At 60.6% G+C, this 25842-nt stretch carries 23 protein-coding genes, 1 tRNA gene and 1 riboswitch; of the genes, 7 read left to right on the forward strand and 17 right to left on the reverse strand.

What is annotated here, in order from left to right; genetic code table 11:
• Positions 1 to 2 precede the first annotated feature (2 nt).
• Positions 3 to 530, forward strand: a complete 528-nt coding sequence (locus ACIOMR_RS06705; protein WP_087692946.1) for a flavin reductase family protein — start codon at positions 3 to 5, stop codon at positions 528 to 530.
• 67 nt (positions 531 to 597) lie between these two features.
• On the opposite strand, the gene ACIOMR_RS06710 is transcribed toward ACIOMR_RS06705, so the two are convergent.
• The 6 genes from ACIOMR_RS06710 to ACIOMR_RS06735 form a co-directional block, all read right to left on the reverse strand.
• The gene (locus ACIOMR_RS06710; protein WP_087692947.1) at positions 598 to 1329 is read right to left on the reverse strand and encodes a CbtA family protein; all 732 of its coding nucleotides are present in this window, start codon (positions 1327 to 1329) and stop codon (positions 598 to 600) included.
• Between the two features lie 18 nt (positions 1330 to 1347).
• Positions 1348 to 1560: a CbtB-domain containing protein gene (locus ACIOMR_RS06715; protein WP_087692948.1), complete on the reverse strand. Its 213-nt coding sequence runs from the start codon at positions 1558 to 1560 to the stop codon at positions 1348 to 1350.
• 1 nt (position 1561) lies between these two features.
• Positions 1562 to 1697, reverse strand: a riboswitch (adenosylcobalamin (AdoCbl) riboswitch).
• Positions 1698 to 1853: 156 nt separating this feature from the next.
• Positions 1854 to 2129: a hypothetical protein gene (locus tag ACIOMR_RS06720; RefSeq protein WP_087692949.1), complete on the reverse strand. Its 276-nt coding sequence runs from the start codon at positions 2127 to 2129 to the stop codon at positions 1854 to 1856.
• A complete protein-coding gene (locus ACIOMR_RS06725; protein ID WP_087692950.1) occupies positions 2126 to 3106 on the reverse strand; it encodes an integrase domain-containing protein in 981 nt (326 codons plus the stop codon). The genes ACIOMR_RS06720 and ACIOMR_RS06725 overlap by 4 nt, the downstream gene beginning before the upstream one ends.
• A 673-nt stretch (positions 3107 to 3779) precedes the next feature.
• Positions 3780 to 5102 (reverse strand): tyrosine-type recombinase/integrase, encoded by a 1323-nt coding sequence (locus ACIOMR_RS06730; protein ID WP_401193019.1) that lies wholly within the window; start codon positions 5100 to 5102, stop codon positions 3780 to 3782.
• Between the two features lie 162 nt (positions 5103 to 5264).
• Positions 5265 to 5340 (reverse strand) — tRNA-Asn (locus tag ACIOMR_RS06735).
• Between the two features lie 176 nt (positions 5341 to 5516).
• On the opposite strand from ACIOMR_RS06735, the gene ACIOMR_RS06740 reads away from it, so the two are divergent.
• On the forward strand, positions 5517 to 6899 hold the full coding sequence (locus ACIOMR_RS06740) for a glycerophosphodiester phosphodiesterase family protein (protein ID WP_401193022.1): 1383 nt from the start codon (positions 5517 to 5519) through the stop codon (positions 6897 to 6899).
• Positions 6900 to 6941: 42 nt separating this feature from the next.
• Here the strand turns inward: ACIOMR_RS06740 and ACIOMR_RS06745 are convergent, their stop codons facing one another.
• The 3 genes from ACIOMR_RS06745 to ACIOMR_RS06755 are packed head-to-tail and all read right to left on the reverse strand — an operon-like array spanning position 6942 to position 10518.
• The gene (locus ACIOMR_RS06745) at positions 6942 to 8174 is read right to left on the reverse strand and encodes a CaiB/BaiF CoA-transferase family protein (RefSeq protein WP_003216714.1); all 1233 of its coding nucleotides are present in this window, start codon (positions 8172 to 8174) and stop codon (positions 6942 to 6944) included.
• A 26-nt stretch (positions 8175 to 8200) separates the two neighbouring features.
• The gene (locus tag ACIOMR_RS06750; protein WP_401193025.1) at positions 8201 to 9730 is read right to left on the reverse strand and encodes a 3-hydroxyacyl-CoA dehydrogenase; all 1530 of its coding nucleotides are present in this window, start codon (positions 9728 to 9730) and stop codon (positions 8201 to 8203) included.
• A gap of 2 nt (positions 9731 to 9732) precedes the next feature.
• On the reverse strand, positions 9733 to 10518 hold the full coding sequence (locus ACIOMR_RS06755; protein ID WP_010175990.1) for an enoyl-CoA hydratase: 786 nt from the start codon (positions 10516 to 10518) through the stop codon (positions 9733 to 9735).
• Positions 10519 to 10781: 263 nt separating this feature from the next.
• Between ACIOMR_RS06755 and ACIOMR_RS06760 the strand changes: the two genes are divergently transcribed.
• The 4 genes from ACIOMR_RS06760 to ACIOMR_RS06775 all read left to right on the forward strand — a co-directional run bounded on the left by ACIOMR_RS06760 (position 10782) and on the right by ACIOMR_RS06775 (position 15416).
• Positions 10782 to 11639 (forward strand): IclR family transcriptional regulator, encoded by an 858-nt coding sequence (locus tag ACIOMR_RS06760; RefSeq protein WP_008433245.1) that lies wholly within the window; start codon positions 10782 to 10784, stop codon positions 11637 to 11639.
• Between the two features lie 69 nt (positions 11640 to 11708).
• Positions 11709 to 12863: an acyl-CoA dehydrogenase family protein gene (locus ACIOMR_RS06765; protein ID WP_003216725.1), complete on the forward strand. Its 1155-nt coding sequence runs from the start codon at positions 11709 to 11711 to the stop codon at positions 12861 to 12863.
• 182 nt (positions 12864 to 13045) lie between these two features.
• Entirely contained in the window at positions 13046 to 14320 is a 1275-nt protein-coding gene (locus tag ACIOMR_RS06770) for an MFS transporter (protein WP_401193030.1), read from the forward strand.
• A gap of 169 nt (positions 14321 to 14489) precedes the next feature.
• Complete coding sequence (locus tag ACIOMR_RS06775; protein ID WP_003216729.1) at positions 14490 to 15416, forward strand: GGDEF domain-containing protein; 927 nt, start codon at positions 14490 to 14492, stop codon at positions 15414 to 15416.
• A gap of 21 nt (positions 15417 to 15437) precedes the next feature.
• On the opposite strand, the gene ACIOMR_RS06780 is transcribed toward ACIOMR_RS06775, so the two are convergent.
• The 7 genes from ACIOMR_RS06780 to ACIOMR_RS06810 all read right to left on the reverse strand — a co-directional run bounded on the left by ACIOMR_RS06780 (position 15438) and on the right by ACIOMR_RS06810 (position 23306).
• Positions 15438 to 16199 carry a TenA family transcriptional regulator gene (locus ACIOMR_RS06780; protein ID WP_218166164.1) on the reverse strand — a complete coding sequence of 254 codons (762 nt, stop codon included), beginning with the start codon at positions 16197 to 16199 and terminating at the stop codon, positions 15438 to 15440.
• Positions 16200 to 16278: 79 nt separating this feature from the next.
• On the reverse strand, positions 16279 to 18741 hold the full coding sequence (locus tag ACIOMR_RS06785; protein WP_008433239.1) for an EAL domain-containing protein: 2463 nt from the start codon (positions 18739 to 18741) through the stop codon (positions 16279 to 16281).
• A 75-nt stretch (positions 18742 to 18816) separates the two neighbouring features.
• Positions 18817 to 20637, reverse strand: a complete 1821-nt coding sequence (locus ACIOMR_RS06790) for an ABC transporter ATP-binding protein (protein ID WP_003216734.1) — start codon at positions 20635 to 20637, stop codon at positions 18817 to 18819.
• Complete coding sequence (locus tag ACIOMR_RS06795; protein ID WP_008433236.1) at positions 20630 to 21265, reverse strand: DsbA family protein; 636 nt, start codon at positions 21263 to 21265, stop codon at positions 20630 to 20632. Before ACIOMR_RS06795 ends, ACIOMR_RS06790 begins: the two co-directional genes overlap by 8 nt.
• Positions 21266 to 21268: 3 nt before the next feature.
• On the reverse strand, positions 21269 to 22213 hold the full coding sequence (locus ACIOMR_RS06800) for a rhodanese-related sulfurtransferase (RefSeq protein ID WP_003216738.1): 945 nt from the start codon (positions 22211 to 22213) through the stop codon (positions 21269 to 21271).
• A 274-nt stretch (positions 22214 to 22487) separates the two neighbouring features.
• Entirely contained in the window at positions 22488 to 22781 is a 294-nt protein-coding gene (locus tag ACIOMR_RS06805) for a BolA family transcriptional regulator (RefSeq protein ID WP_003216739.1), read from the reverse strand.
• Between the two features lie 6 nt (positions 22782 to 22787).
• Entirely contained in the window at positions 22788 to 23306 is a 519-nt protein-coding gene (locus tag ACIOMR_RS06810; protein ID WP_003216742.1) for a DUF2059 domain-containing protein, read from the reverse strand.
• 193 nt (positions 23307 to 23499) lie between these two features.
• Here ACIOMR_RS06810 and ACIOMR_RS06815 point away from each other — a divergent pair, with 193 nt between their 5' ends.
• A complete protein-coding gene (locus tag ACIOMR_RS06815) occupies positions 23500 to 24888 on the forward strand; it encodes a class II fumarate hydratase (RefSeq protein ID WP_003216744.1) in 1389 nt (462 codons plus the stop codon).
• Here ACIOMR_RS06815 and ACIOMR_RS06820 read toward each other — a convergent pair.
• Positions 24885 to 25841, reverse strand: coding sequence for a DMT family transporter (locus tag ACIOMR_RS06820; RefSeq protein ID WP_177047104.1), 957 nt, complete (start codon positions 25839 to 25841; stop codon positions 24885 to 24887). The two genes, ACIOMR_RS06815 and ACIOMR_RS06820, sit on opposite strands and share 4 nt — an antisense overlap.
• Between the last annotated feature and the right edge of the window lies 1 nt (position 25842).

The following is a 25842-nucleotide window of genomic DNA, read 5'->3' on the forward strand; positions in this document are numbered from 1 at the left end:
CGATGTCACTCACTGCCGCTACCAATGCTACAGCTATTGCCATCGAGCCCGTGAGCTTTCGTGAGGCGCTCGGGCATTACGCCTCCGGTATTACGGTGATCACATCGCACACCGGTGATGAGCCGATTGGCTTTACTTGTCAGTCGTTCTATAGCGTTTCGATGAACCCGCCGTTGGTGTCGTTCAGCGTCATGCGCAGTTCGGCCAGCTATCCGAAGATTCGCGAGGCAGGTCGGTTCGCAGTCAATATTTTGTCCGGTGAGCAGGCCGGGATTTCCAACCAGTTCGCTCGCCGAGGCACGGATAAATGGCAGGGAATCGAATGGCAGGAATCGCCGCTGGGCAATCCGGTCATCGATGGCAGCCTGCATTGGCTCGATTGTGAGATTCACGCCGAGTATATCGCGGGTGATCACGTGATCGTGATTGGTGAGGTGAAAGCTTTGGATCTGCAAAAAGCTGATACCGAACAGCCATTGCTGTATTTCAAAGGGCAGTATCGCAACCTGGCGGCGCATGGCGCAGTTTGAGCGACGAGCGTTTTTCTGCGTAACCGGAGTGGCCACAAACCACTCCTTTATGCTGCGTTAAAGCAAATTAGACGCCTACAGCCTTGCGAGATGGGTATAGGGCCAACTCGGCAACCTTGCCGAAAATCAGTCCTAGGCTAGTCCACAGTACGATCTGGATACCTAACGACGCCGTACGGAACTTCCACAGCAGTACCGCAGAGAAGTTGTCTGGCACCTCATTGATCGTTGGGAACAAGTAAGCGGCGACCGATACGATGACTAGATAAAGCGCGACACCACTGATGGCGCCACTCCAGATGCCGTTTTGGCCGATCAGCTTGCGGCCCACATTGACCGAAATCACGGCGCCGATCACAGACACCAGCATGATCAGGAAGAACAGTTGAGTGCGCAATCCGATTGTGTCTGGGTTACCAACCGAAGGCGGATTCGGCGGATACTTCAGGCCAGGAATAAGAAACACCGCCACGAACGCGGTCAGTGCCAGCAGTGCTGCCAGACCGCAAGGCCCGACACGGCCAATGCGACCCAACGCGTAGGCGAAAACCAGCGAGAAGATGCCGCCCAGCGATACGCTGTACACGACAACGCCAGTTAGCAGGCCAGCGCTGCCCTGCACGTCGCGGCTAACCAGTTCCTCCTCTTCCTCGGCGTCACCGTGCATATGCGCCATGCTTTCTTCGAAAGCAATCGCCTTGTCCACCTGTGGCTCACCAAACACTTTGGCGAATCCAAATGCCAGAAGGCCTGCAATTAGACCGACAAGCATGCCCCTGACGAGTAAACGACCAGTCATGTGAAATACCTCAAGAAATCAGTGGCAGGGGAAACCCAGAAGATGACGACTATCGTGTACGAACTCGTGCACGTACATGCCTTTGAATACCGCCGTGGCGCCTTGTTCGGCGCCGACGAAGTAGATCGCGAGCATTAGCAGCAGGCCACCGAAGATTGCCCAAGGCAGCACTTCACCCAGAGGAATGGTAGGGATGGAGATGTCGGTATCAGTTGCAGCGGTATAAGCCACGAAAACCTCCTGGGATTTCGCGTCCCGTTGACGGTGGTAAGGATCGAAGAAAGGTCTGGCTTTCGGCAATGAGCCGACCACAGTGGCGCGACCGCGTCAGAGTTAGACCGACTTCTTGCTTCGTAATAAATTGATACAACTCCGCTAGTGTAGTCCTTCCCTGCTTAAGCTCACATGAATTTTTACCGTGCAGCACGAACCACGATATCCGCTTAGGCTGAGTTTTTTCCAAAGAATGGAGAAGGGAGATTTTGCAGCGGAGTGACGGTTATTGGCTGTTTTCTGACCTTCGCTTAGCGGTTGAACTGCCAGGATTTTCCTAGTCGATAAGTGAGTAATTGCATGGTCAGCAAATAGTAATAACGCGTCGAGTCAGTGCGCTGGTTTAGGTGGTGCTTTAAAAACCACGCAAGGTGTTTTCTCTGCCAAGTCCATGGGTTGTCGCGCTGCCATCGCTCAGCGATTGCTGTTTGGATAGCCTCCGCCTGACGAAGGTGGCGTTGGCGTGTGGAATGCGATCCGGTCAGAACGCCGGCCAGGAACAGCTCCATATCGAATGCCTTGCTCATGTTCGACCGCCAATGTAAGCCGACACCACGTCGATACGGCCGTGCCCGAGTTCATCGCTGATTTGTACTCGGGCCTCCTGATCTAACCGTCGGTCGAGCTGATAGCAGCGGCCACCGTTGATGGGCGCGAGATGATGGGTGATCTGTTCATAGCGTTCACACGCATAGGCCGCCCGCAAGTCGTGAAAGCCTTTGAGTTCGTGCGTATGGAGGAGGTCTCGAACGGGGCGGACGGAGCTCTGTGTGAAGTCCAGATAACTTTCGTGCGGTGCTAACAGGTTGTGGCTACCGTCAGGCGAGACATGATGGGCGAATGCCAGAGCGCCGCGGATTTGATCGTTCACCGTGATCCAGCGAGGGGCCGACGCACCTGAGCGGCCACCTTTGGTGACATCCTGGATGTTCATCTTGCCGTAGTGTTCGGCCTCACGTTTTAAACGCGGTAGGTCCGCCAATATGACCTCGCGTAAGCGCATGCCGGTGGCTCGTGCCAACTGAGCGATCGCCGCCGCGCGCGGCATTTGGTGTTCGCAGAGCACGTCGACGATCCGCTTCACCTGTTCGCGGTCTTGGCCTTGCGGCACTGAACGACGAACAGTGGTGCGTCGCATTCCCAGCGCCTCACTCGGGCTCGGCACTTTCACATACTGATCACCGCGAAGCGCGGCCATGGTTCGATTCACACTGGACAACCGGTTTTGCGCAGTGGCGATAGCCAGCTCACCTTGTCCAACTTGTTGGCGCAGATGTCCGGTGTAGTCCAGCAAGGTTTGGCGATCTATCTGCCGCGCATCGTTAAACCCTAGCCCATCCTCCGACCGACACCAGCGCACAAACGCCTGCCACCGATCACTGTGTGCCTTGACAGTGCCGTAATGTCCGCCGCCAAATAGGTCTTTGAGCGCTTGCGGCCCGGCATAGCTCAACTGCCGACCATAGCCAAAATTGCGTCCATCTCGCCTGCCCACCAGTGCCATGATAGAAGTCCTCTCGAAGCCAAAACTTTTAAAACTGTCCCCACGTCATCCCGCCAAGAATGTTGAGTGTTATCAGGGATCAAGGCCCCTGCGACCTGTGAGGGTTGTCCACTAACGCGGGACTGGCGGCTCTTTACGACCGTGAGCTTGGGCATCTCATGATCTAGCCTCCTGAGCACTTCCGAAGAAGTGGGCGGGCGGAAGCTGCGCTGGCTGACGAGACCAATGCGCGAGATCCTGAGTCGGGTGAAGGCAGTGATGCGATGACTGGGGCATGCCTGACTGTCAGTCAGGTGCAGTCCATTCCGTGGGCTGCGGCACCATCATCTGCATCGCTGTTGCTGGTGACTTCGGTGTTTGTCGCGCCGATTGTCACGAGGGGGAATGCCGCAAAGCCTTGTACGAGGTGGGCTGCAGCAGTGGTAGGAGTGCCCGTCTCTTTCCGGGAGAAAGAGACGGGCAAAGTGGATAATTTGGGTCAAGGCTCGAATTTTCCGGAGCTCTGCGGTGGTGGATGAAATTATTCACCGGCGGAAATCGGTGGTTTTCCACAGATAGCTATATGGGCTTTAGATTTTTTAAGGGAGGTCCATCCAAACAGGGCGGCTTTGCAGCCCTATCTGGATGGACCCGCGTGGACAAAGCGGATCACTGAGATATGAGGACCGAGCGCTTACTCAGTTGCGCCACGTTTTGCTTTTAGGCGAGTGACATTCCCACCCGTCTGATTGGCGAATTCGCGTGGGCTGACATGCTTCTGCTGATTAGCCTCAAGGTAGCGACTCCACCAGTTCATGATCAGCCTGCGCTCTTCGATGAACTCGGCCTTGTGGATGTACGCGGCGCGGACGTTGTTGCGTTCCTTGTGGCTCATCTGCCGCTCAATGGCTGTGTCTGTCCACAAACCTGACTCGATCAGTGCGCTGCAGGCCATCGAACGAAACCCATGCCCACAGATCTCGGATTTGGTGTCGTACCCCATCTTCCGAAGCGCGCTGTTCACCGTGTTTTCGGACATTGGTTTCCAAGATTTGGTATCGCCTGCGAACACCAAGTCAAATTTGCCTGTGATTGCGTAGATCTGTTCGAGCAGGGCGATCGCTTGCGGCGATAAGGGTACAAGATGGATATCGCCTGCCATCTTCGTACCCCTTGTGGAAAAGGGTACGCCTTCCAACGCTGGTCGCGTGTCGGGTATTTCCCAGACGCCACGTTTGAGGTCGAACTCGCTCCAGCGGGCGAAGCGCAGCTCGCTGGAGCGTACAAACACGTGCAGCGACAGCAAGACCGTCAGCCGGGTAAGTGCGCGGCCTTTATAAGTGTCGATCCGTTCCTCCAATTCAGGCAAACGCGATAAGGATAAGGCGGGGCGGTGGATGACTCGCGAGGCTTTGATCGAGCCTACGAGGTCGTAAGCAGGGTTTACGGTGATAAGCCGGAGGCGCTTTGCCTCGCGCATGATGCTCTGCAGGTAGTTTTGTACCCTTAAAGCAATGTCTATCGTTCCGCGCCTCTTAATCGCGTCCAGGGGCCGCATCAGGTCGTGGGTATCAAGGTCAACAATGGCGCGGGCGCCGATCAGCGGGAAGAGGTGAGTTTTGAGGCGATTCATCACTGTCTTGGAATAGTCTGGTGCCCACTTGGCTGACATTTCCGTGTGCCAGCCGAGGGCAACGCTTTCAAAGGTGCGGCCTTTGATCAGAGCGTCCGTCTTGGCTAGGTTCTTGGCTCCTATGGGGTCAATGCCATCCGCCAGCATTCGCTTGACCTCCAAGCGCTTACGGCGCGCATCCGCGAGGCCAACGATGGGGTAGTTGCCGAATGAGGTCAGTCCTTCCCGGCCATCAGGTTTGACGTATCTGAGACGCCAGCCTTTGCGGCCATTGGGTTGGACTAGAAGGTAAAGGCCGTCGCCGTCGAAAAGCTTGTAGGCGCGGTCTGTGGGCTTGGCCGAACGGCAAGCGGCGTCGGAGAGTGGAGCAGTAGTGCGCGACATAAGGGTACTCCCTATTATCGAACTGACCTTTATCCCAAACTCTACCCTTAAAATGGCTGGTACCCACCGGAATCCGACAGAACGCCAAAATGAAAAAACCCGCCAGAAGGCGGGTTTTTCGGGGGTTTCAGAGATTTTGAAAGCCTTCTCTGGAACCTTGTATGGCTCCACGACCTGGACTCGAACCAGGGACCCAATGATTAACAGTCATTTGCTCTACCAACTGAGCTATCGCGGAATGCGCCGTATGTTACTGATTGAAAAGGAGAAGTCAAGCATTCAGTGAGATTTTTGCTCCACCCCAGGTGCGCCGCGCTGGAAAATCACCACGCCACTTCCTGTCACGACGCTGTCATACGTCAACGCCAACATCCGCAGATACCCCGCCCCTACCCTCTTCTTGAAGGACGACACATGCACACTCGCTCAGGCCCGCCAGCGGTAAAAACCCTGCTTGCCCGTTTTATCGTTATCGGATGCAGCCTGACGGTGAGCGCGTGTGACAGTGTGACCAGGAGCACGCCTGTCGCGCCTGCTTCGTTCAAAACCCTGGACGGTGCACCGCCGCTGGTTATCGGCCATCGCGGCCTGCCAGGACTGTACCCGGAAGAAACCCGGGCCTCCTACGAGCATGCAGCCGACGCTGGTGCGGATTCGCTGGAGCTGGACCTGCACATGACCAAGGACTGTGTATTGGTGGCCCGGCACAATCCCTGGTTGAGCGACAACACCAACATCAGCGACGTCGCGAAGACCAATCCCGAAGTTGCACGCCGCAAGCGCACGGTGCCGGGTGTACTGGTTAACGTCAGGTATCCGGCCACTGCAGAAAATGGCCCGGCCCAGTACCTGAGTGATCTGACTGACCCCAACGATCCAAAATCCGTGTTGAAGTCCTTGATCGTGGATGGCGAAGACCATACCAACGACTGGTCAATCAGCGATTTCACCCTGGCCGAACTCAAGCAATGGATCGGCGGCACGACGTATGATGCCCGCGACGAGCGCCCGACCGAACTCAACGGCAAGCTGCCGATCCTGAGTTTCCAGGAAGTGATCGACATCGCGAAAGCCAAAAGCGCCGCCACTGGCCGCGTGATTACCACCTACCCGGAAAGCAAGAACCCGATCTGGAACAATGCCCAGGCCATCGCCAACGGCTGCGGCGCGCCGGGCAGTCATCCGTTCGAAGCGGCGTTTCTCAAGACCCTTGAAGACAACAACCTCAATCGCAAAGATGCGCCGGTGTTCGTGCAGAGCTTCGACCCGAACAGCCTGAAATACCTGCGCTCCATCGGCCTGCAAACCAGGGCGGTTCAACTGGTGGATGGGAACGGGGTGAACTTCAAGACCGGCGAGACCATTTTCATCACCGACAAACCCAACACCTTCGTCAGCGGCCGCCCCTACAGCTGGACCGTCGCCGGCGACCCACGCGCCTTTGGTGCGATGCTGACCCCGGCCGGGCTGGCCGAGGTCAAGACCTACGCCGACGGCATCGGGCCATGGAAGCCGCAAGCGATGTCGCTGACTGCCGCTTCAGCGCATAACCCCGGCTTGCCCGAGGTCGATACCTTCAAGCCCACCAGCCTGATCAGCGATGCGCACAAGGCCGGCCTGTTCGTGCATATTTTCACCTTCCGCAACGAAGCCAAATACCTGGCAGGTGCCTACAAGGGCAACCCGGCGGCGGAATACATGGCCTTTTTCCGCGCCGGTGTTGACGGTGTGTTTACGGATTTCACGCCGACTGCCGTTGCGGCCCGAACTGCCTACCTTAAAGAAGTCGCGCGCTAAAAAGTCGTGCGCAAAGATGGCGGCCTTATGGGCCGCCATCCTTCAGTCGAGTTGCTCAATCACCCCTCCTGCCTTGAGCTGCCCCAACTGCTCTGCCGACAACCCGAGGCGCTCGCCCAGTACCTCATCGGTATGCTGCCCCAACATCGGCGCCGGCCTTACATACTCTACCGGCGTGCCCGACATCTTGATCGGGCTGCCGACCATCTCGAACTGCGGATTCCTGGGATGCGGGATCTTCACCATCAACCCACGGGCAATCACCTGCGGCTCTTCCAGGGATTGCGCGATGTTGTTGATCGCCCCCACCGGTACTTTCGAGGCGTGAATACTCGCCACCCACTCGTCCGCCGTGCGCCCCAGGAAGTGCGCCGACAACAGTTCGACAATCTCCGCCCGATGCGCAACCCGATCGGCATTGCGCCGAAAGCGCGGGTCTTCCGGCAGGTGCGGCAAACCGATGCTGTGGCACAGCGCTACAAACTGGCTGTCGTTGCCGCAGGCAATAATGAAGTCGCGGTCGGCGGCGCGGAACACCTGGTACGGCACGATGTTGGCGTGGGCGTTGCCGAAACGCTGCGGCACCTTGCCCGAGGCCAGGTAGTTCATGCTCTGGTTGGCCAGGGTTGCCACTTGTACGTCCAGCAGCGCCATGTCGATGTGTTGGCCAACGCCGGTGCGTTCGCGGCTGAGCAGTGCGGCCTGGATCGCGACGGTGGAATACAGGCCGGTCATCAGGTCGGAGAACGCCACGCCGACTTTTTGCGGGCCGCCGCCGGGCAGGTCGTCGCGTTCGCCGGTGATGCTCATCAGGCCGCCGATGCCCTGGATGATGAAGTCGTAGCCGGGTTCTTCGGCGCGCGGGCCGGTCTGGCCGAAGCCGGTGATGGAGCAGTACACCAACCGTGGATTGATCTCGGCCAGGGTCGCGTAATCCAGGCCATAACGCGCCAGGGAACCGGCCTTGTAGTTTTCGATCAGTACGTCGGAGCTGGCCGCCAGGGCCCGCACCAGTTCCTGGCCTTCGCTGGTGGCCAGGTCAATGGCCACGGATAGTTTGCCGCGGTTGGTGGACTGGTAATAAGACGCCTGCCCGGACGACTCGCCGGTGTCGGTCTTCATCCACGGCGGGCCCCAGCCGCGGGTATCGTCGCCACTCTGTGGCCGTTCGATCTTGATCACTTCCGCGCCCAGGTCGGCCAACACCTGGCCACACCAGGGCCCGGCCAATACCCGGCTTAAGTCCAGCACCCGCAAACCTGTCAATGCACCCATTATTCTTGTCCTGTGATGAATCGAAATCAGCCGACTGCCGGCTCTTCATGACGCAGGGAAATCCCCAGCACGGCACGCCGCCGCAGCCAGGGGCTGGGGCGATAACGTGGGTCGTGGGTGAGTTCGCTCATGCGTTGCAAAATCGTGAGGATGCGCCGTGGCCCGAGGGCATCGCCCCAGGCGAGCGGGCCTTGTGGATAACCCAGGCCGAGTTGTACGGCCTGGTCAATGTCGTCGACGCTAGCGATGCGTTGCTGGGCGATATCGCAGGCCAGGTTGACCACCATCGCCAGGGTGCGCTGGGCAACGAAGCCGACGCTGTCGCTGATCACTGTCACACCTACACCGTCACTGGCGAGCAACGCGTGGGCGGCATCGCGGGTGGCGGTGGACGTCAGCGGGTTTTGCATCAGGGTGCGGTGGCGCGACAGGTCGGTCAGCAGGTCGATGCACAGGGTGCGTGCCGGGTCAGTGTGGAAGCGCTCGCTGGCCGAGGTGGCGTCGAGGCCGTAGGGCGCCAGCAGGCACAACGCTTCAGGCGAAGGCTGCGCCGCGCTTTCAAGGTGTGCGCCCAACTCGATCACCAGGGCGCTGAGGCGCTCGTAGTCTTCGGCGTTTTCGGTGGCGATCCATACCGGCGGGAATTGCTTGATGGAAGGCACCGGCTGCGGCTGCGGGCCGTCGACCACCTGGCCATTTTCATAGCGGTAGAAGCCCTGCCCGCTCTTGCGCCCGAAGCGTCCGCCCACCAGCATCTGGCGGGTCAGGGGCGATGGTTTGTAGCGCGGGTCCTGATAGAACTGGTTGTAGATCGACTCCATCACCGGGTGGGAAACGTCGAGCCCGGTGAGGTCCAGCAGTTCCAGCGGCCCCATGCGAAAGCCTGCGCCTTCACGCAGGATACGGTCGATGTCGCCGCGCTCGGCAATGCCTTCATCGAGCATCTTCAAGGCTTCGGTGCCGTACGCACGGCCGGCGTGGTTGACGATGAAACCCGGAGTGTCCTTGGCGCGCACGCCGCGATGGCCGGTACGGGCGACGAAGGCCAACAGGTCATCGCCGACCTTCGGTGCGGTGGCCAGGCCGTCGATCACTTCGACGACGCGCATCAACGGTACCGGGTTGAAAAAGTGCAGCCCGGCGACCCGCTCAGGGTGTCGGCAGCCGGTGGCGATGGCCGTGACCGACAGCGACGAGGTGTTGGTGGCGAGGATGCACGCCGCGCTGACCACACCTTCCAGCTGCTGCAACAGGCCGCGCTTGGCGTCGAGGTTTTCGACAATGGCTTCCACCACCAGGTCGCAGTCGTGCAGCGCCTCAATGGTGGCGGCGACTTGCAGGTTCGCAAGCGCAGCGTCCACCGCTGCCTGGGTGATCTTGCCCTTGGCGGCCAGCTTCGAGAGCGTGGCGCCGAGGTTATCCCGAGCGGTTTGCGCCGCACCATCGCGGGCATCGAACAAGCGCACCAACACGCCCGCCTGAGCGGCAATCTGTGCAATCCCGGCGCCCATCACGCCGGTGCCTACCAGGCCCATGATCTTGATTGAATCAGCCATTGTCATTCCCCCAGGTAGTTCGCGGTGCGTTTTTCGAAGAACGCCGCGGCGCCCTCCTTCTGGTCTGCCGAATCGAACAGCAGTTGAAAGGCCTTGCGCTCCAACACCAGCGCGCTTTCCAGCGGCAGGTCGGCGCCGGCCAGCATCACTTCCTTGATCTGTTCCACCGCCAGTGGCGGCAAGGCGGCGATCTGCGCGGCCAGTTCCAGGGCGCGGGGGATGGTCTGGTCATCGGCCACCACTTCGCTGAGCATGCCCATGGCCAGGGCTTCCGGGGCCTTGACCATGCAGCCGGTCAACGCGATGCGCATGGCCTGGAACTTACCCACGGCGCGCACCAGGCGCTGGGTGCCACCGGCGCCCGGCATCAGGCCCAGCTTGACCTCGGGCTGGGCGAAGCGCGCCGATTCCCCGGCGACGATCAGGTCGCAATGCATGGCCAGCTCACAACCGCCGCCCAGGGCAAACCCGTTCACCGCGGCGATCACCGGCTTGGGGCAGCGGCTGATGGCTTCCCACAGGTATTCAGTGTGGCGGCGATACATCTCGATCGGGCTGGCGCTGGCGAATTCCTTGATGTCGGCACCGGCCACGAAGAACTGGTCGCCGCCGGTGAGCACGATGGCGCGCACATCACGGCGCTTGGCCAGGGCACGAAAGTGCTCGGCCAGCTCTTCGCGAACCTGGGCGTTCAAGGCGTTTTTCACTTCGGGACGGTGGATGCGTACCACGGCGACGCCATTGTCCTGGACGTCGAGGTGCACTACGGGTTGGTCGAGGCTGGCCACAAATTCTCCTGCTGCAATGTTCTTGTTAGTTCGGATATCACCAGTTTCGCTATGCGAAACAACATTCCGTATTTAGCGATAATCATAAGGACCGAGTTGCCGTGATGTAAACGTAAAAACCTGACCCTTCGATAAATCGGGCTATAACTCGTTGTTTAGACGAGTTTTATTAAACAAAAAGACAACGCCACGCAAAGTTGATTAGTTTCGCTGTGCGGAATACAATTTTGTTTTGTTGATTTTCTAAAAAAAGGGGGACTAACATGCGCCGTCGAAACCTGGACCCGAACACACCCGAAACACCTGCCGGCAACCACGCCTTCGAGCACTTGCTGATCGATCCGATGAATGCCGACGAGGAAGAAGACAAGGACCGCCAGTTCGTCACCGCCCTGGCCCGTGGCCTGGAATTGCTGCGCTGCTTCACCCCCAGCGAAAGCGTGCTGGGTAACCAGGAGCTGGCGCGCAAGACCGGGCTGCCAAAGCCGACGATTACGCGGATGACCCATACGCTGACCCGCTTGGGCTATCTCAAGCACCTGCCGCAGTCAGGCCGGTATCAGCTGGATGTGGGCGTGATGGCATTCGGTTACGCGATGCTGTCGAACCTGTCGGTGCGGGCCGTGGCCCATCCGCTGATGGAGACGATGGCCAAGTACGCCCAGGCCGCGGTGGCGATGGCCACGCGGGACCGCCTGGACATGGTTTACCTGGACGTGGTCCAGGGTGAAGCCAACATGACCATGCGCCGCCAGGTCGGCACACGGTTGCCGTTGCACTTGAGTTCCGCAGGCCGCGCCTGCCTGGCAGCGATGCCGGAAAACGAGCGGGAATTTATCCTCGACCATATCCGCCAGCGTCATCTGGAGGATTGGCCGGGCATCAGGAAGGGTCTGGAACGTGCCTTCCGGGATTACACCGACTTCGGCTACTGCATGTCGATCGGTGAGTGGCACCGCGATGTAAACGCCATCGCCGTACCGCTGCTGCATGCACAACATGGGCTGCTGACGTTCAACTGTGGCGGACCGAGTTTTCACCTTTCCCGGGAGAAACTCGAGGACGACATCGGGCCCCGTCTCAAGCACATGGTGAACAACATCGAGGCCGCCGCCCGCTAGACAGATCGGTGCAAGGCCTCGGCAGATTGACGACAACAGGCCCGCCGAACGGGCCGCTGAGGAATGCACATGATCCGAGACCCCGAAACGCTTCATCTGTTGCTGGAAACCCTGCAGCAGTTCGTCAACGAGGCGCTGATCCCCCGGGAAAACGAACTGGCCGAGACCGATGACGTCCCGGCGGATATCGTCAGCCAGTTCCGCGAGCTGGGCCTGTTTGGCCTGACCCTGCCCGAAGCCTACGGCGGCCTCGGGCTGACCATGGAAGAAGAGGTCAACGTGGCCTTTGAACTGGGCCGCACTTCGCCGGCATTTCGCTCCTACTTCGGCACCAACAACGGCATCGGCTCCATCGGCATCCTGCTGGACGGCACCGAGGCGCAGAAGCAGCACTACCTGCCAAAACTCGCCAGCGGTGAACTGCTCAGTTCGTTCTGCCTGACCGAGCCGGACTCCGGCTCCGACGCCGCCTCGCTGAAAACCACGGCGGTGCGCGACGGTGACCACTATGTCATCAACGGCACCAAGCGCTTTATCACCAACGCCCCCCACGCCGGGATCTACACGGTGATGGCCCGTACCAACCCGGACATCAAGGGCGCGGGCGGCATCAGTGCATTCATTGTCGAGCGCAACACCCCCGGCCTGTCCCTGGGCAAGCGCGACCACAAGATGGGCCAGAAAGGCGCCCACACTTGCGACGTGATATTCGACAACGTGCGCGTACCGGCCGACCAACTGATCGGTGGCGTCGAAGGCGTGGGGTTCAAGACCGCAATGAAGGTGCTCGACAAGGGCCGCCTGCACATTGCCGCCGTCAGCGTCGGGGCCGCCGAGCGCATGCTCAACGATGCCCTGAACTACGCCCTGGAGCGCAAGCAGTTCGGCCAGCCGATCGCCGAGTTCCAGTTGATCCAGGCGATGCTCGCCGACAGCAAGGCCGAGATCTACGCCGCCCGCTGCATGGTGGTGGACGCTGCGCGCAAGCGTGACGAAGGCCTGAACATCGGCACCGAAGCGTCCTGCTCGAAAATGTTCGCCACGGAAATGTGCGGCCGCGTGGCCGACCGTTGTGTGCAGATTCACGGCGGTGCCGGATATGTGAGCGAGTACGCCATCGAGCGGTTCTATCGCGATGTGCGCTTGTTCCGCCTGTATGAAGGCACTACGCAGATCCAGCAATTGGTGATCGCCCGCAACATGATTCGCGAGGCCAAGCACTGAACCCCGGGAACAACACCAAACCCGTGTGGGAGCTGGCTTGCCTGCGATGCAGACAACTCGGTCTGGCAGTAACACCGCGGCGATGCCATCGCAGGCAAGCCAGCTCCTACAGTGACCGTGTTCCAACCGCATTACCGCAACACCCATAACTTGTGCCCTAACAACTACAACAAGGTATCGCTATGGAAGTCGCCGCTTCGGCGGGTGCGTTGTCGCCCGCGCAAAACAAACTGTGGATCATCGTATTCATCTTCTGCTTCCTCGGCCTGCTGATCGACGGTGCCGACTTGATGCTGCTGTCCTACAGCCTCAGCAGCCTCAAGGCCGAGTTCGGCCTGACCAGCGTCGAAGCCGGCAGCCTGGGCAGCTTCACCCTGGCCGGGATGGCCATCGGCGGGATTTACGGCGGTTGGGCCTGTGACCGTTTTGGCCGGGTGAAAACCGTGGTCTGGAGCATCGTGCTGTTCTCCGCCGGCACGGCGATCCTGGGCATGACCCACAGCTATTGGCAGTTCGCGAGCACCCGTTTCTTCGCATCCCTGGGACTCGGCGCGCTGTATGTCGCGTGCAACACCCTGATGGCCGAATACGTGCCGACCCGCTATCGCACCACCGTGCTGGGCACCTTGCAGGCCGGTTGGTCGGTGGGCTATATCGTCGCCACCCTGCTCGCCGGCTGGATCCTGCCGAACCACGGCTGGCGCTGGTTGTTCTACGTGGCGATCATCCCGGTGATCCTCGCCGTACTGATGCAACGCCTGGTGCCGGAGCCGCAAGCCTGGATCAAGGCCCAGGCCGAACGTGCCCGGGAAAAGGCCGAAGGCATCAAGCGCGTGTCGGCGAAGAAACCCGACGGCATGTTCAAGCTGATCTTCAGCGACCCGAAAGCCAGCCGCATGTTTATCCTCTGGGTACTGACCGCAGGCTTCCTGCAGTTCGGCTACTACGGCGTGAACAACTGGATGCCGTCGTACCTGGAAGGCGAGCTGGGGATGAACTTCAAGTCGATGACCAGCTACATGGTCGGCACCTACGCGGCGATGATTTTCGGCAAGATCCTCGCCGGGCTCGCGGCAGACCGCCTGGGCCGGCGCCTGGTGTTCGCCGTCGGCGCGCTGGGCACGGCGATTTTCCTGCCGGTGATCGTGCTGTTCCAGAGCCCGGACAACATCCTGTGGATGCTGATTGTGTTCGGCTTCCTGTACGGCATCCCCTACGGCGTGAATGCGACCTACATGACCGAAAGCTTCGAAGCGAAATTTCGCGGCTCGGCAGTGGGCGGCGCCTACAACATTGGCCGAATCGGCGCGGCGGTGGCACCGGCAGCCATTGGTTTCCTGGCGTCCCATGGCTCGATTGGCGTGGGATTCCTGGTCATGGGCGGCGCGTACTTTATCTGCGGCGTGATCCCAGCGCTGTTTATCCGCGACAAGCAGTTCGACCCGCAAAAACAATAAGCCCTAACCCGGGGCCCGCGACGACGCGGCCCCGGCTATAAGACGTGCGGCAGTTATACCCTTAGGCAAACCGGGCTAGACTGTACGTCAGTCCTACGGAACTGAAGGAACAGTACGACGCTCTCACCCAGCCTGTAAGACAGTTTTGTGCTTAGAGGCTCATTCGCTTATGAAAACACCGACCCAGACCAACGCAATTGACTTCGACAGCGCCAAATTGCAACGCCTGGGCTTTGGTCAGCCTTCCCTTCTTACACGACGCCCCGCGACGGTTGAGCAACTTCGCCAGCAACTGGGCATGCAATTGCAAACCAGCCTGGAGCCGGAGCATATCCTTGCGTTGTTCTTCCGCGAGATCCAACGCCTGGTGCCGCTGGACGCCCTGCAATACCGCCACGAAGCCAGCGACCTGCGCCTGGAGTACGGTCACCGCGGCCATCATTCGGTGAGCTATGCCCTCAGCCATGAAGGCGAGCACCTTGGCGAACTGGTGTTTCGGCGCAACCAACGCTTTCTCGAAGACGAACTGGCCAACCTGGAATCGCTGCTGGCCACCTTGCTCTACCCGATGCGCAATGCCCTACTCTACCGTGCGGCGACTCGCAGTGCCCTGCGCGACCCACTGACCGAAACCGGTAACCGCATCGCCATGGACCAGACCCTGCAACGGGAAATCGACATGGCTCGCCGGCACCTGCAACCCCTGTCCTTGCTGATGCTGGACATCGACCACTTCAAGCACATCAACGACAGCCACGGCCATGCCACGGGCGACAAGGTGCTCAAGGCCGTCGCCGCCTCGATCAAGAGCCAGCTGCGCAATGTGGACATGGTGTTCCGGTTTGGCGGGGAAGAGTTTCTGATCCTGCTGTCCAACACCGGCCGTGACGCGGCGTCAATGGTCGGCGAGCGCCTGCGCCAGGCGGCACAGGCCCAGGATTATTGGGCGGATGATGAGCGGATCGAATTGACGGTGAGCCTGGGCTGCTCGACCTTGCTGGCGGGAGAGTCCGCCGAGAGCCTGTTGCGCCGGGCGGACAGTGCCTTGTATGTGGCCAAGCGTGAAGGCCGCAATCGGCTGGCAATGGCGGGGTAATTTACCCCGCCATCACCCCGTTTACGCCTCGCTGGCAACCAGGGCGGGTTGTTTGCGGGGGGCGGCCACCGACTTTTCCAGCTGCATGCAACGTTCCAGGAACAGGTACATGTAGTCGTAGCTCTTGCAGACCGCCTGGCGCAGCTCTACCTGCAGTTCCTTGGTCGGGTTCATGCCGGCCAGGGTGCAGATGATTTCCAGGGCTTCCCAGGGATGTGCGTCATCGTACTGGGCATGCATCTTCAGCCACTTCATCGCGCGCTTGCGGTCTTCCTCAGGGAAAGCCGCGGCATAGACGCCGGTGGAACACACCACGGCGGACCACTCCCCAGTGGCCCCCTCGATGGCGTAGTTGGTGGCGGCAATCGCGACAATCAGCGAATCGGCCGAGCTGGTGTGCCAGCACCAGTGGCTCAGTGCATGCAGCTCCGGCGGCACTTCCTGTGCCTGCAATTCTTCCAGGCTGACACCATGGGCGCGGGCCCAATGCACCCAATAATCGGCGTGGTTGAGTTCCACGCGAATATTGCGCATCAGCCAGCGGCGCGCCATGTCCTCCCCAGGATGGCGGGCAAATTTGGTCTTGGTGAGGTTCTGTGCCATGTACAACGCAAACTGTTCAACCACCGGCCAGCCACCAATCAGGTAGTGGCGCATGGTCTTGGCGCTGAGCTTGTTATCGCGCATGCGCTGGTACAGTTCGTGTTCGACAACGCGACGCTTGCTCTCGCTACAGTCCTGGATCAGCTGTTGCGCCCAGGCGGGGTAACTTGAGGCTTCCATAAGCGGGCCGGTTCTGTTGAATGTGTCGATCACTGTCGGGCTCCTTTTGATTTGTGATATGTACAGACCAGCAAATGTTTCATCGGAACGTGCCAGGCGCCTTGAATAACAGAGGCTGCGGTCGCACAGGTCGACACTGCAAACTATCAAAGGTAAACAACTGCGGTCGCTCGATCAGGTATCCCTGAGCGTAGTCGACCCCGATCTCAAGCAAGGCTTGTTCGATCTGGGGTGTCTCGACAAATTCGGCAATTGTGCGCTTACCCATGACATGACCGATGTGATTGATCACTTCGACCATAGCGCGGTTAATCGGGTCGTCCAGCATATCCTTTACGAAACTTCCATCGATCTTCAAGAAGTCTACAGGTAAATGTTTAAGATATGCGAACGAGGACATCCCGGCGCAGAAGTCATCCAGGGAGAAATGGCACCCTAACTCTTTGAGCTCGTTGATAAAACGAATCGCACTACCCAAATTCGCTATAGCGCTGGTTTCTGTAATTTCAAAACAAATCATTTCCGGTGGAATGCCATAGGCAATGAATTGCTCACGCAGGAACCCAAGAAAGTCCTCATCGCCGATGGTAGTGCCTGACAGATTGATCGCGCACATGGCCATGGGCCGGCCCGGGCGCTCACGCATACAGCCCGCGATGATCTTGAACACGTTCTCCACCACCCAACGGTCCAGGGAGGTCATCAAGCCGTAACGCTCGGCGGCCGGGATAAAACTGTCCGGCAGGATGATCCGCCCCGCCTCGTCATGCAGGCGCAGCAGGATTTCGATATGCCCATCCCCCTGTTCGGTGTGCCCAAGCGGCGCGATTTCCTGGGCGTACAGGCAAAAACGGTTCTCTTCCAGCGCCATGTGCAGGCGCTGCACCCAGGCCATCTCGCCAAAGCGCAGGGACAATTCCGAGTCATCGGCGTGATACACCTGCACACGGTTGCGGCCCTTTTCCTTGGCCATGTAGCACGCCATGTCGGCGGCTCGCAGGGAAGTCTCCAGGGTGGTCGGGGCGTGCGTGATGTGCACCAGGCCAATACTCACGGTGGTGACAAACGGCCTGCCCTTCCACACAAAGTGCAGGCTCTGCACGGTGTGGCGCAGGCTTTCGGCGATTTTTTCCGCCACCGGCGCCGGGCAGTTCTCCAGCAGGATGCCGAACTCGTCGCCCCCCAGCCGGGCCAGGGTGTCACCTTCACGCAGGTCGGACTGCAAGAGCGCGCAGATATGCCGCAACAGTTCATCCCCCGCGGCATGCCCACAGGTGTCGTTGACCAGCTTGAACTGGTCCAGGTCGAGGAACATCAAGGCATGGCGCCCGGTTTGCTGGCGCCCGACGTTGTGCAGCACCTGCTCCAGGCGGAACTCGAACTCGCGGCGGTTGGCCAGGCCGGTCAAGGCGTCGTGGGTGGCCTGCCAGGACAGGTTGGCGATGTACTGGCGCTCCTGTGTCATGTCGTGCAACACCAGCACCGCGCCGACGACTTTGCCGGCACTGCGGATCGGCGCGCCCACCAGGGTGACGGACACGGTGGTGCCGTCCAGGCGCTGGATCAGCTTGGAGTGCTCGCTGCCCCCACCGAGCTGGCCGCCCAATATGTGTTCGATCAGGGTAAAGCCGTCGGCCTGGGCATTTTCGTCCAGCAGGTTGAACAGCGCCGCCAGCGGCAGCCCCTGGGCCTGGGCGGCTTTCCAATGGGTCAGGGCTTCGGCGGCCGGGTTCATATACGCAATGGCGCCGTCGACATCGGTGGTGATCACTCCGTCGCCAATCGACTCCAGGGTGATCTGCGCCCGCTCCTTCTCCAACTGGAGCGCGTCGGCAAACGCATGCCGCTGGGCCAGCAGCTTGTGGGTGCGCAACAGCGCCAGCACGATCAAGCCCAGTGCCGTGGCCAGGTTGGTCACCAGCAGCAGGCGCAGAATCATCCGCGAGCCTTCACCCAGGGCATCGCTGAAGGCTTTCGCGGCCGGCGTCACCCCGTCGTTGATCGCGAAGATCCGCTGCTTCCAGCGGTGTACGTCGCTGCCGCTGACCTGATTGGCCATGATCGCTCGGTGCATCTCCTGGGCCAGGTCGTCCAGTTGCACCAGGTAGCCATCGCCCACCGTCCACAGTTCAATGGCTTTTTCCAGGTAACTGAAATGGCGGAAGTTGAGGTACAGCCAGATCAGGCTGGAAACGTCGTCAGGGTGGTTACCGCCCTTGAGGATGCCCTGGCGCGCGGCAGGCAGGTCCGGCGTCGGGCGGTCCAGGGCCAGCCGCAGCTCATGCCCGCCCTGGGGTACGGCAATCGCGTTCTGGTATTTGAGGTAGGTGGCTTCGTCGCGGCTGTCGGCGTAGAGCGTCAGGTAAAAGATCGCGTCTTTCTGGCCCTTGGACCACAGGCTTTCGCCCGCCACATAACCGCGCACCGCCGAGAGTACGTAGAGACTGACGCAGCCTAACAATGCCTGGAACAGCACGACGGCGATAAAAGGCCACACAATGCCCAATAACCGAGGGGTTCCGAGAGTCTGCTTTTGCTTCATGAGGTCCCTTGCACATGCACAACTAAAATACGCACGCGAGTGAAAACCGCTCCTGATAGCTCAGCGTAGGCTAAATCACCGCACTTGTTGCAAGTGTCCGTAAAGTTTGGCGTACAAGCCACCATCAGCAATCAACTGCTGATGGTCGCCATCTTCGGCAATATGGCCGCCATCGAACACCAATACCCGATCCGCCTGTTTCACCGCCGACAGCCTGTGGGCGATGATCAACGTGGTACGGCCACTGAGAAACCGCGCCAGCGCCTGGTGCAGGTTGTATTCGGTTGCCGCATCCAGGGCCGAGGTGGCCTCGTCGAGTATTACCACTTTCGGCTCCGCCAGCACCATCCGTGCAATGGCCAGGCGTTGACGCTGCCCACCGGAAAAGCGCACGCCGGAGCGTCCGACCACGCTGTCCAGGCCCAGCGGCAGCGCCTTGACGGTCGCATCCAGCTGGGCAATTTCCAGCGCCTGCCAACAGGCCTGGTCGCTGCGCTCGCGGCCCATGGTCAGGTTGGCGCGCACCGTATCATTGAACAGTGCCGGGTGCTGCAGCACCACGGAGACATTCTCGCGAATCGTCTCCAGGCCGATTTCCTGCTGGGTCGAACCACCGAAGCGAATGCTGCCGGCCTGCGGCGTATACAGCCCCAGCAACAGCTGCACCAGGGTACTTTTGCCGCCGCCGCTGGCGCCGACAATCGCGACTTTTTCACCCGGGGCGATGTTCAGGTTCAACTGGTCCAGCACCAGTTCCTCGCCGTAGCCGAAATTCAGGCCGCGCACTTCGATGCCGACTGTCTCGCGTCCGGTAAACGGATCGGCACCGCCCGCGTATTGCGGTTCATCGGCGCGGGCCAGCAATTCGTTGATCCGCGTCAGCGCCCCGCCCGCCGCGTAGTAGGCGTATTGCAGGTTCAGCAACTGTTCCACCGGGCTGATCATGAACCACAGGTAACTGAACACCGCGAGCATCTGGCCGATGGACAGGTCGGAAAACAGCACCGTCAGCATCGCCGCCGCACGGAAAATGTCGATACCAAACTGGAACAGCAAGCCACTGGCGCGGCTGGAGGCGTCGCTTTTCCACTGGGAATTGACCGCAAAATCCCGCACTTCCTGGGCCCGCTGGCCCAGGCGCCCGAGGAAAAAGCCCTGGCGATTGCCGGCACGCACTTCCTGGATCGCATCGAGGGTTTCGGTCAGCGCCTGGGTGAACCGCGATGTGCTGTCGTTTTCCAGCTTCTTCAGGTGCTTGACCCGCTTGCCCAACTGCACCGTGGCGTAGATCACCAGCGGGTTGAACAGCAGGATCAACAGTGCCAGCTTCCAGTGCATCCACATCAGGATCCCGGAGGTGCCTACCAGGGTGAGCATCGCCACCAGGAACCGGCTGAGGGTTTCACCGACGAATTTGTCCACCGTGTCCAGGTCGGTGACCAAGTGCGTAGTCACCGTGCCGCTGCCCAGGCTTTCGTATTCGCTGAGGGAAATGCGCTTGAGGCGCTCGATCAGCCGCACGCGAATGCGATAGACGATGTCCTTGGCCAGCCGCGCAAACAACCGCGCCTGCAGCACGTTGAACACCAGGGCGCCGCAGCGCAACAGCAACGTCACCAGCAACATCAGGCCGATATAGCCGGCGGCCTTCTGCCAACCCAGGGGCAATGCGTGGTTCATCACCTTCAGTGCCGCATCGCCATGGCCCAACAGCACTTCGTCCACCAGCAACGGCAGCAGCAATGGAATCGGCACGCTGCACAAGGTTGCCAGCACGGCGACGCCATTGGCGATCCACAGGGATTTCTTGTGATGCAGCGCCAGGCGGCGGACTTCCGCCCAGGTCAGCCGGTCGACACGCTTGGGTTGCTCAACGGGATCGGGCTGATCATGCACAGGCAGCTCGCTCCAGCCAGCGGCTCAGCAGCGGCGCCAATTCGGACAGCGGCTGATAGCCGTTGGTCAGCAGCGCCAGTTGCCCATTACGCTCCGCCAGCAAGGTCGGGAAACCGGCGATGCCCAGGTCCTGGACCCAGGTGAAATCCGCCGCGGTGGCCGCGTGCTGGTCGGCGCGGTCAAAAGCTTCGGCGAACTCGATACGCGGCACACCAGCGGTCTCGGCCAGTTCCACCAATACGTCGGCGCGAGTCACATCGCGCCCTTCGACGTAGAACGCCTGCTGGATCAGCCCCAGCAGTTTCCACGCGCAATCCGGCGCCAGGCTGCGGGCAGTGACCACGGCGCGGCAAGCAGGCTCGGTGTCGTAGACAAAACCATCAGGCAGTGCACCTTCACGCTTGAACGGCTGGCCGGTGGCGTCGGTCACGGCCTGCCAATGCTCAAGAATATAGCGCCGGGTCGTCGGCTCCAGCGCCGCGCCACTGCCGGTGCGCAAGCCGCCCACCACCAGGTGCAGCTCCACGCCTGCGGCCTGGGCCTGCTCAACCAGCGCCTTGGCCACCGGGGCGAAACCCCAGCACCAGGAGCACATCGGATCCATTACATAGAGCAGGCGTGCGGACATGGCTCAGGCCTCGGAGGATGGGGATTGCTTGTAGTTGTAGCCAATCGGGTGCGGCATATTGCGGGCCTTGGCCAGTTCAATCTGCTTTTGCCGGTCGATCGCGCTGCGACGGGTCTTCTCTGAAAGCTTATCCCAGCAATGCGGGCAACTGATGCCAGCTACATAGTGTTCGGATGCACGGTCCTCGACGCTGACCGGTGTGCGGCAGGCATGACATTGATCGTAGTCGCCTTCGCTCAAGTCGTGGCGCACGGTCACGCGATTGTCGAACACAAAGCAGTCGCCCTGCCACTTGGTTTCTTCCTGCGGCACCTCTTCGAGGTACTTCAGGATGCCGCCCTTGAGGTGATACACCTCGTCGAAACCCTCGCTGAGCATATAGCTCGAGGCCTTTTCGCAACGAATGCCGCCGGTGCAGAACATGGCGACTTTCTTGTGTTTGGCCGGGTCGAAGTTGGCTTTGATGTAGTCGGGAAATTCGCGGAAGCTGGTGGTCTTCGGGTCGATCGCGCCTTCAAAGGTGCCGATGGACACTTCGTAGTCGTTGCGGGTATCGATCAGCAGCACTTCAGGGTCGCTGATCAGCGCATTCCAGTCCTGCGGCTCGACGTAGGTGCCGACTTTCTTGTTCGGGTCGACGCCTTCGACGCCCAGGGTCACGATTTCTTTCTTGAGCTTGACCTTGGTGCGGTAGAACGGCTGCTCGTCGCAGTACGACTCTTTATGGTCGATGTCGTCCATGCGCGGGTCGTTCTTGAGCCAGGCCATCAAGCCATCAATGCCTTCGCGGCTGCCGGAAACGGTGCCGTTGATGCCTTCTTCGGCAATCAGCAAGGTGCCTTTGATGCCGTTGTCGACCATCGCCTGCAGCAGTGGCTCGCGCAGGGCGACGTAATCTTCGAGGGTGACGAACTTATACAGTGCCGCCACGACAATCGGTTGAGTCATGGGTGTTCTCTCCAGGTGGCTACCCTCGTAAAGGGTGAACCGGATGCAAAAAAAACGCGCCGACTGAGCGGCGCGTTGCGGATTCTAACAAAAATGGCGACGATTATGGACCGCCTCTTACTGTGGCGAGGGAGCTTGCTCCCGCTGGGCTGCGGAGCGGCCCCAACCAGGCAGTTGCAACCTTTCAGAAAGCTCGCGGTGATTGGCAGAAGGGCTGCTGCGCAGCCCAGCGGGAGCAAGCTCCCTCGCCACATCACGCTGATGTGCCACAGTGTCAGTGACCGCCGGCGCAGGTCGGCGAGGCCGGGGCTGCGTCGATTTTCGCCCATTCTTCAGGCGTGTAGGTATGCAGCGCCAACGCATGGAATTCGCTCATCAGGTCACCCAACGTGGCATAGACCTTCTGGTGGCGCTTGACGCGGTTGAGGCCCTCGAACTGCTGGCTGACCAGCACGGCCTTGAAGTGGGTCTGCAACCCACGGCTGTGCATATGGCTTTCATCCAGCACGCTCAAGTGTTCCGGGCTCAGGGCGACGAGTGCCGATTCGATACGCTGTTGCATGGTCATTCCTGTTTACTTCTTCTTGGCCGGGGCCGGGGCTTTTGGCGTCAGCTCGTTGGTCATGTCTTCCAGCAGCTTGTTCACCACAGGTACCGCGCTTTCCAGCTTGGCCTGGGTCATCTGGGCCGATTGCTGGGTCAGCTGGGGCATTTTCTCCAGGACTTTCTTGCCCAGTGGCGACTGGTAGAACGCAACCAGGTCCTTGAGCTCGGATTCGCTGAAGTTGTCGGTGTAGAGCTTGATCATGTCCGGCTTGAGCTTGTTCCAGCCGATGGCCTGGTCCAGGGCGGTGTTGGCCTTGGCCTGGTAGGTGTCCAGGACGGTTTGCTTGGAAGCAGGCGCCTTGGTCTGCTCGAAACGCTGGGCGAACATTTGTTGCACTTGCATGTACACCGGGGTACCCAGCTTGTCGGCATGGGCCAGGGTAAGGAAGGCTTCGGCACTGGCGTTGTGGCTGGCGGTATCGGCAAAAACCTGGCCGCTGGCACATACCAGAGCAACCGCGGTACAGATGGCACGAAGACGAGTCATCGAGTTTCCTTTTCTAGCAGGCGAGGTAAGACCCCAAGGGCGCCCATTCTGCGCCTAAAAAACGCCGCGGCTCAACCCCACGCCTTGTGGGGCCTGGTTTTGCGGGGCTTAATCCGATGAAAAGTCTTTTAAGGGAACCCCACCGGGCGATCAGGGCCTAAACTGCGCAAACGAACCTGAAGGAGTGTGCCCGATGAGCCGTATCGAAACCGACAGCCTGGGAGAAGTGCAAGTCCCGGATGACGCTTACTGGGGCGCGCAGACCCAACGCTCGCTGGTGAACTTCGCCATCGGCGACCAGCGCATGCCCCTGGCTGTGTTGCACGCCCTGGCCCTGATCAAGAAGGCTGCGGCCCGGGTCAACGACCGCAATGGCGACCTGCCCGCCGACATCGCCCGGCTGATCGAACAGGCCGCTGACGAAGTGCTCGCCGGCGAACACGACGACCAGTTTCCCCTGGTGGTGTGGCAGACCGGCAGCGGCACCCAGAGCAACATGAACGCCAACGAAGTGATCGCCGGCCGTGCCAACGAGCTGGCGGGCAAGCCCCGTGGCGGCAAGAGCCCGGTGCATCCCAACGACCACGTCAACCGTTCCCAGAGCTCCAACGACTGCTTCCCCACCGCCATGAGCATCGCCGCCGTGCAGGCCGTCACCGAGAAGCTGTTGCCGGCGATCCGTGAACTGTCTGGTGGTTTGGCAGAGTTGTCGGCGCGCCACATGAAGCTGGTGAAAACCGGCCGCACCCACATGATGGATGCGACGCCCATCACCTTCGGCCAGGAAGTCTCGGCCTTTATAGCGCAACTCGACTACGCCGAACGCGCGATCCGCAGCGCCCTGCCCGCCGTGTGTGAACTGGCCCAGGGTGGTACTGCCGTCGGCACCGGGCTCAATTCACCCCACGGTTTTGGCGAGGCGATTGCCTCGGAATTGGCCGCGCTGTCGGGCCTGCCGTTTGTCACCGCCCCGAACAAATTCGCCGCGCTGTCGGGCCATGAGCCGTTGACCACCCTGCACGGCGCGTTGAAGACCCTGGCCGTGGCCCTGATGAAAATCGCCAACGACCTGCGCCTGCTGGGCTCCGGCCCGCGTGCCGGGCTGGCGGAAGTCAAGTTGCCGGCGAATGAACCGGGCAGCTCGATCATGCCCGGCAAGGTCAACCCGACCCAGTGCGAAGCGCTGTCGATGCTGGCTTGCCAGGTGCTGGGCAATGACGTGACCATTGGCTTCGCCGCCAGCCAGGGCCACTTGCAGTTGAACGTGTACAAGCCGGTGATCATCCACAACCTGCTGGAATCGATCCGCCTGCTGGCCGACGGTTGCAGCAACTTCCAGGAGCACTGCATCGCCGGCCTGGAACCCGACGCCGAGCAAATGGCCGCGCACCTTGAGCGTGGCCTGATGCTGGTGACGGCGCTGAACCCGCACATCGGCTACGACAAGTCCGCCGAGATTGCCAAGAAGGCCTATGCCGAAGGGCTGACCCTACGGGAAGCGGCGCTGAAGCTGGGCTATCTCACGGACGAAGAGTTCGACCAGTGGGTGCGTCCGGAAAACATGCTGGAAGCCGGTCATTAAGACGCCAATCGTGCACGCCGGGCCCTGAGCCCGGCGAACAGCGACGGCGCCAACGCCACGGTCGCGGACCCCAGCACCACCAACACGGCACCGCCGTAGCCGAGGGCATTGATGTCTTCGGCGTGCACATACTCGGGCCACATCCAGGCGGCCAGCGCCACCGCGACGAAGGTCACCAATGGCGTCAGCGCCAGGGTGGCGCTGACGCGCGAGGCTTCCCAGTGGGCCAGGGCTTCGGCGAATGCGCCGTAGGCAATCAGCGTATTGAAGCAGCAGGCCAGCAGCAGCCAGCCTTGCAGCGGGCTCAGTTGCAGCGCTTCCATCGGGTGCGCCCATGGCGTCAGCAAGAGCGCGCAGGACAGGTAGATCACCATCATCACCTGCAACGAATTCCATACCGTCAGCAACTGCTTCTGGCCCAGGGCGTAGAAGGTCCAGATGGTGGTGGCCAGGAGAATCGTCAGCACCCCGGCGGTGTAGGTGCCCAGGGAGGTCAACAACTCGGTCAGGCGCTGGTTGAAGAACAGGCCGAAGCCGATGATCAGCACCAGCAGGCCCATGCCCTGCCCGAGGCTGAAGCGTTCCTTGAACACGAAGACGCTGGCGATCATCAGGAAGATCGGGCCCACCTGTACCACCAGTTGCGCGGTGCCGGGGCTCAGCAGTTTGAGGCCGACCAGGTAGAGCACGTAGTTGCCCATCAGGCCGCACACGGCGATTGCTACCAGCCAGCCACCTTTTGGTCCGAGGGAACGCCAGCTGGGCAGGCGCCTTACGGCGGCGAGATAGATAAACAGACAACTGCCGGAGACGACCAGGCGAAACCAGGTGACGGTGACGGGGTCCATCACCTGCAAGACCTGTTTGAGTTTGATCGGCAGAATGCCCCAGAGCAGCGCGGTCAGCAGGGCCAGGGATAAACCGTAGACCCAACGGCCCGATGAGATGTGCATG

This window comes from Pseudomonas sp. NPDC087814, assembly GCF_044742865.1.
Taxonomy (GTDB): domain Bacteria; phylum Pseudomonadota; class Gammaproteobacteria; order Pseudomonadales; family Pseudomonadaceae; genus Aquipseudomonas.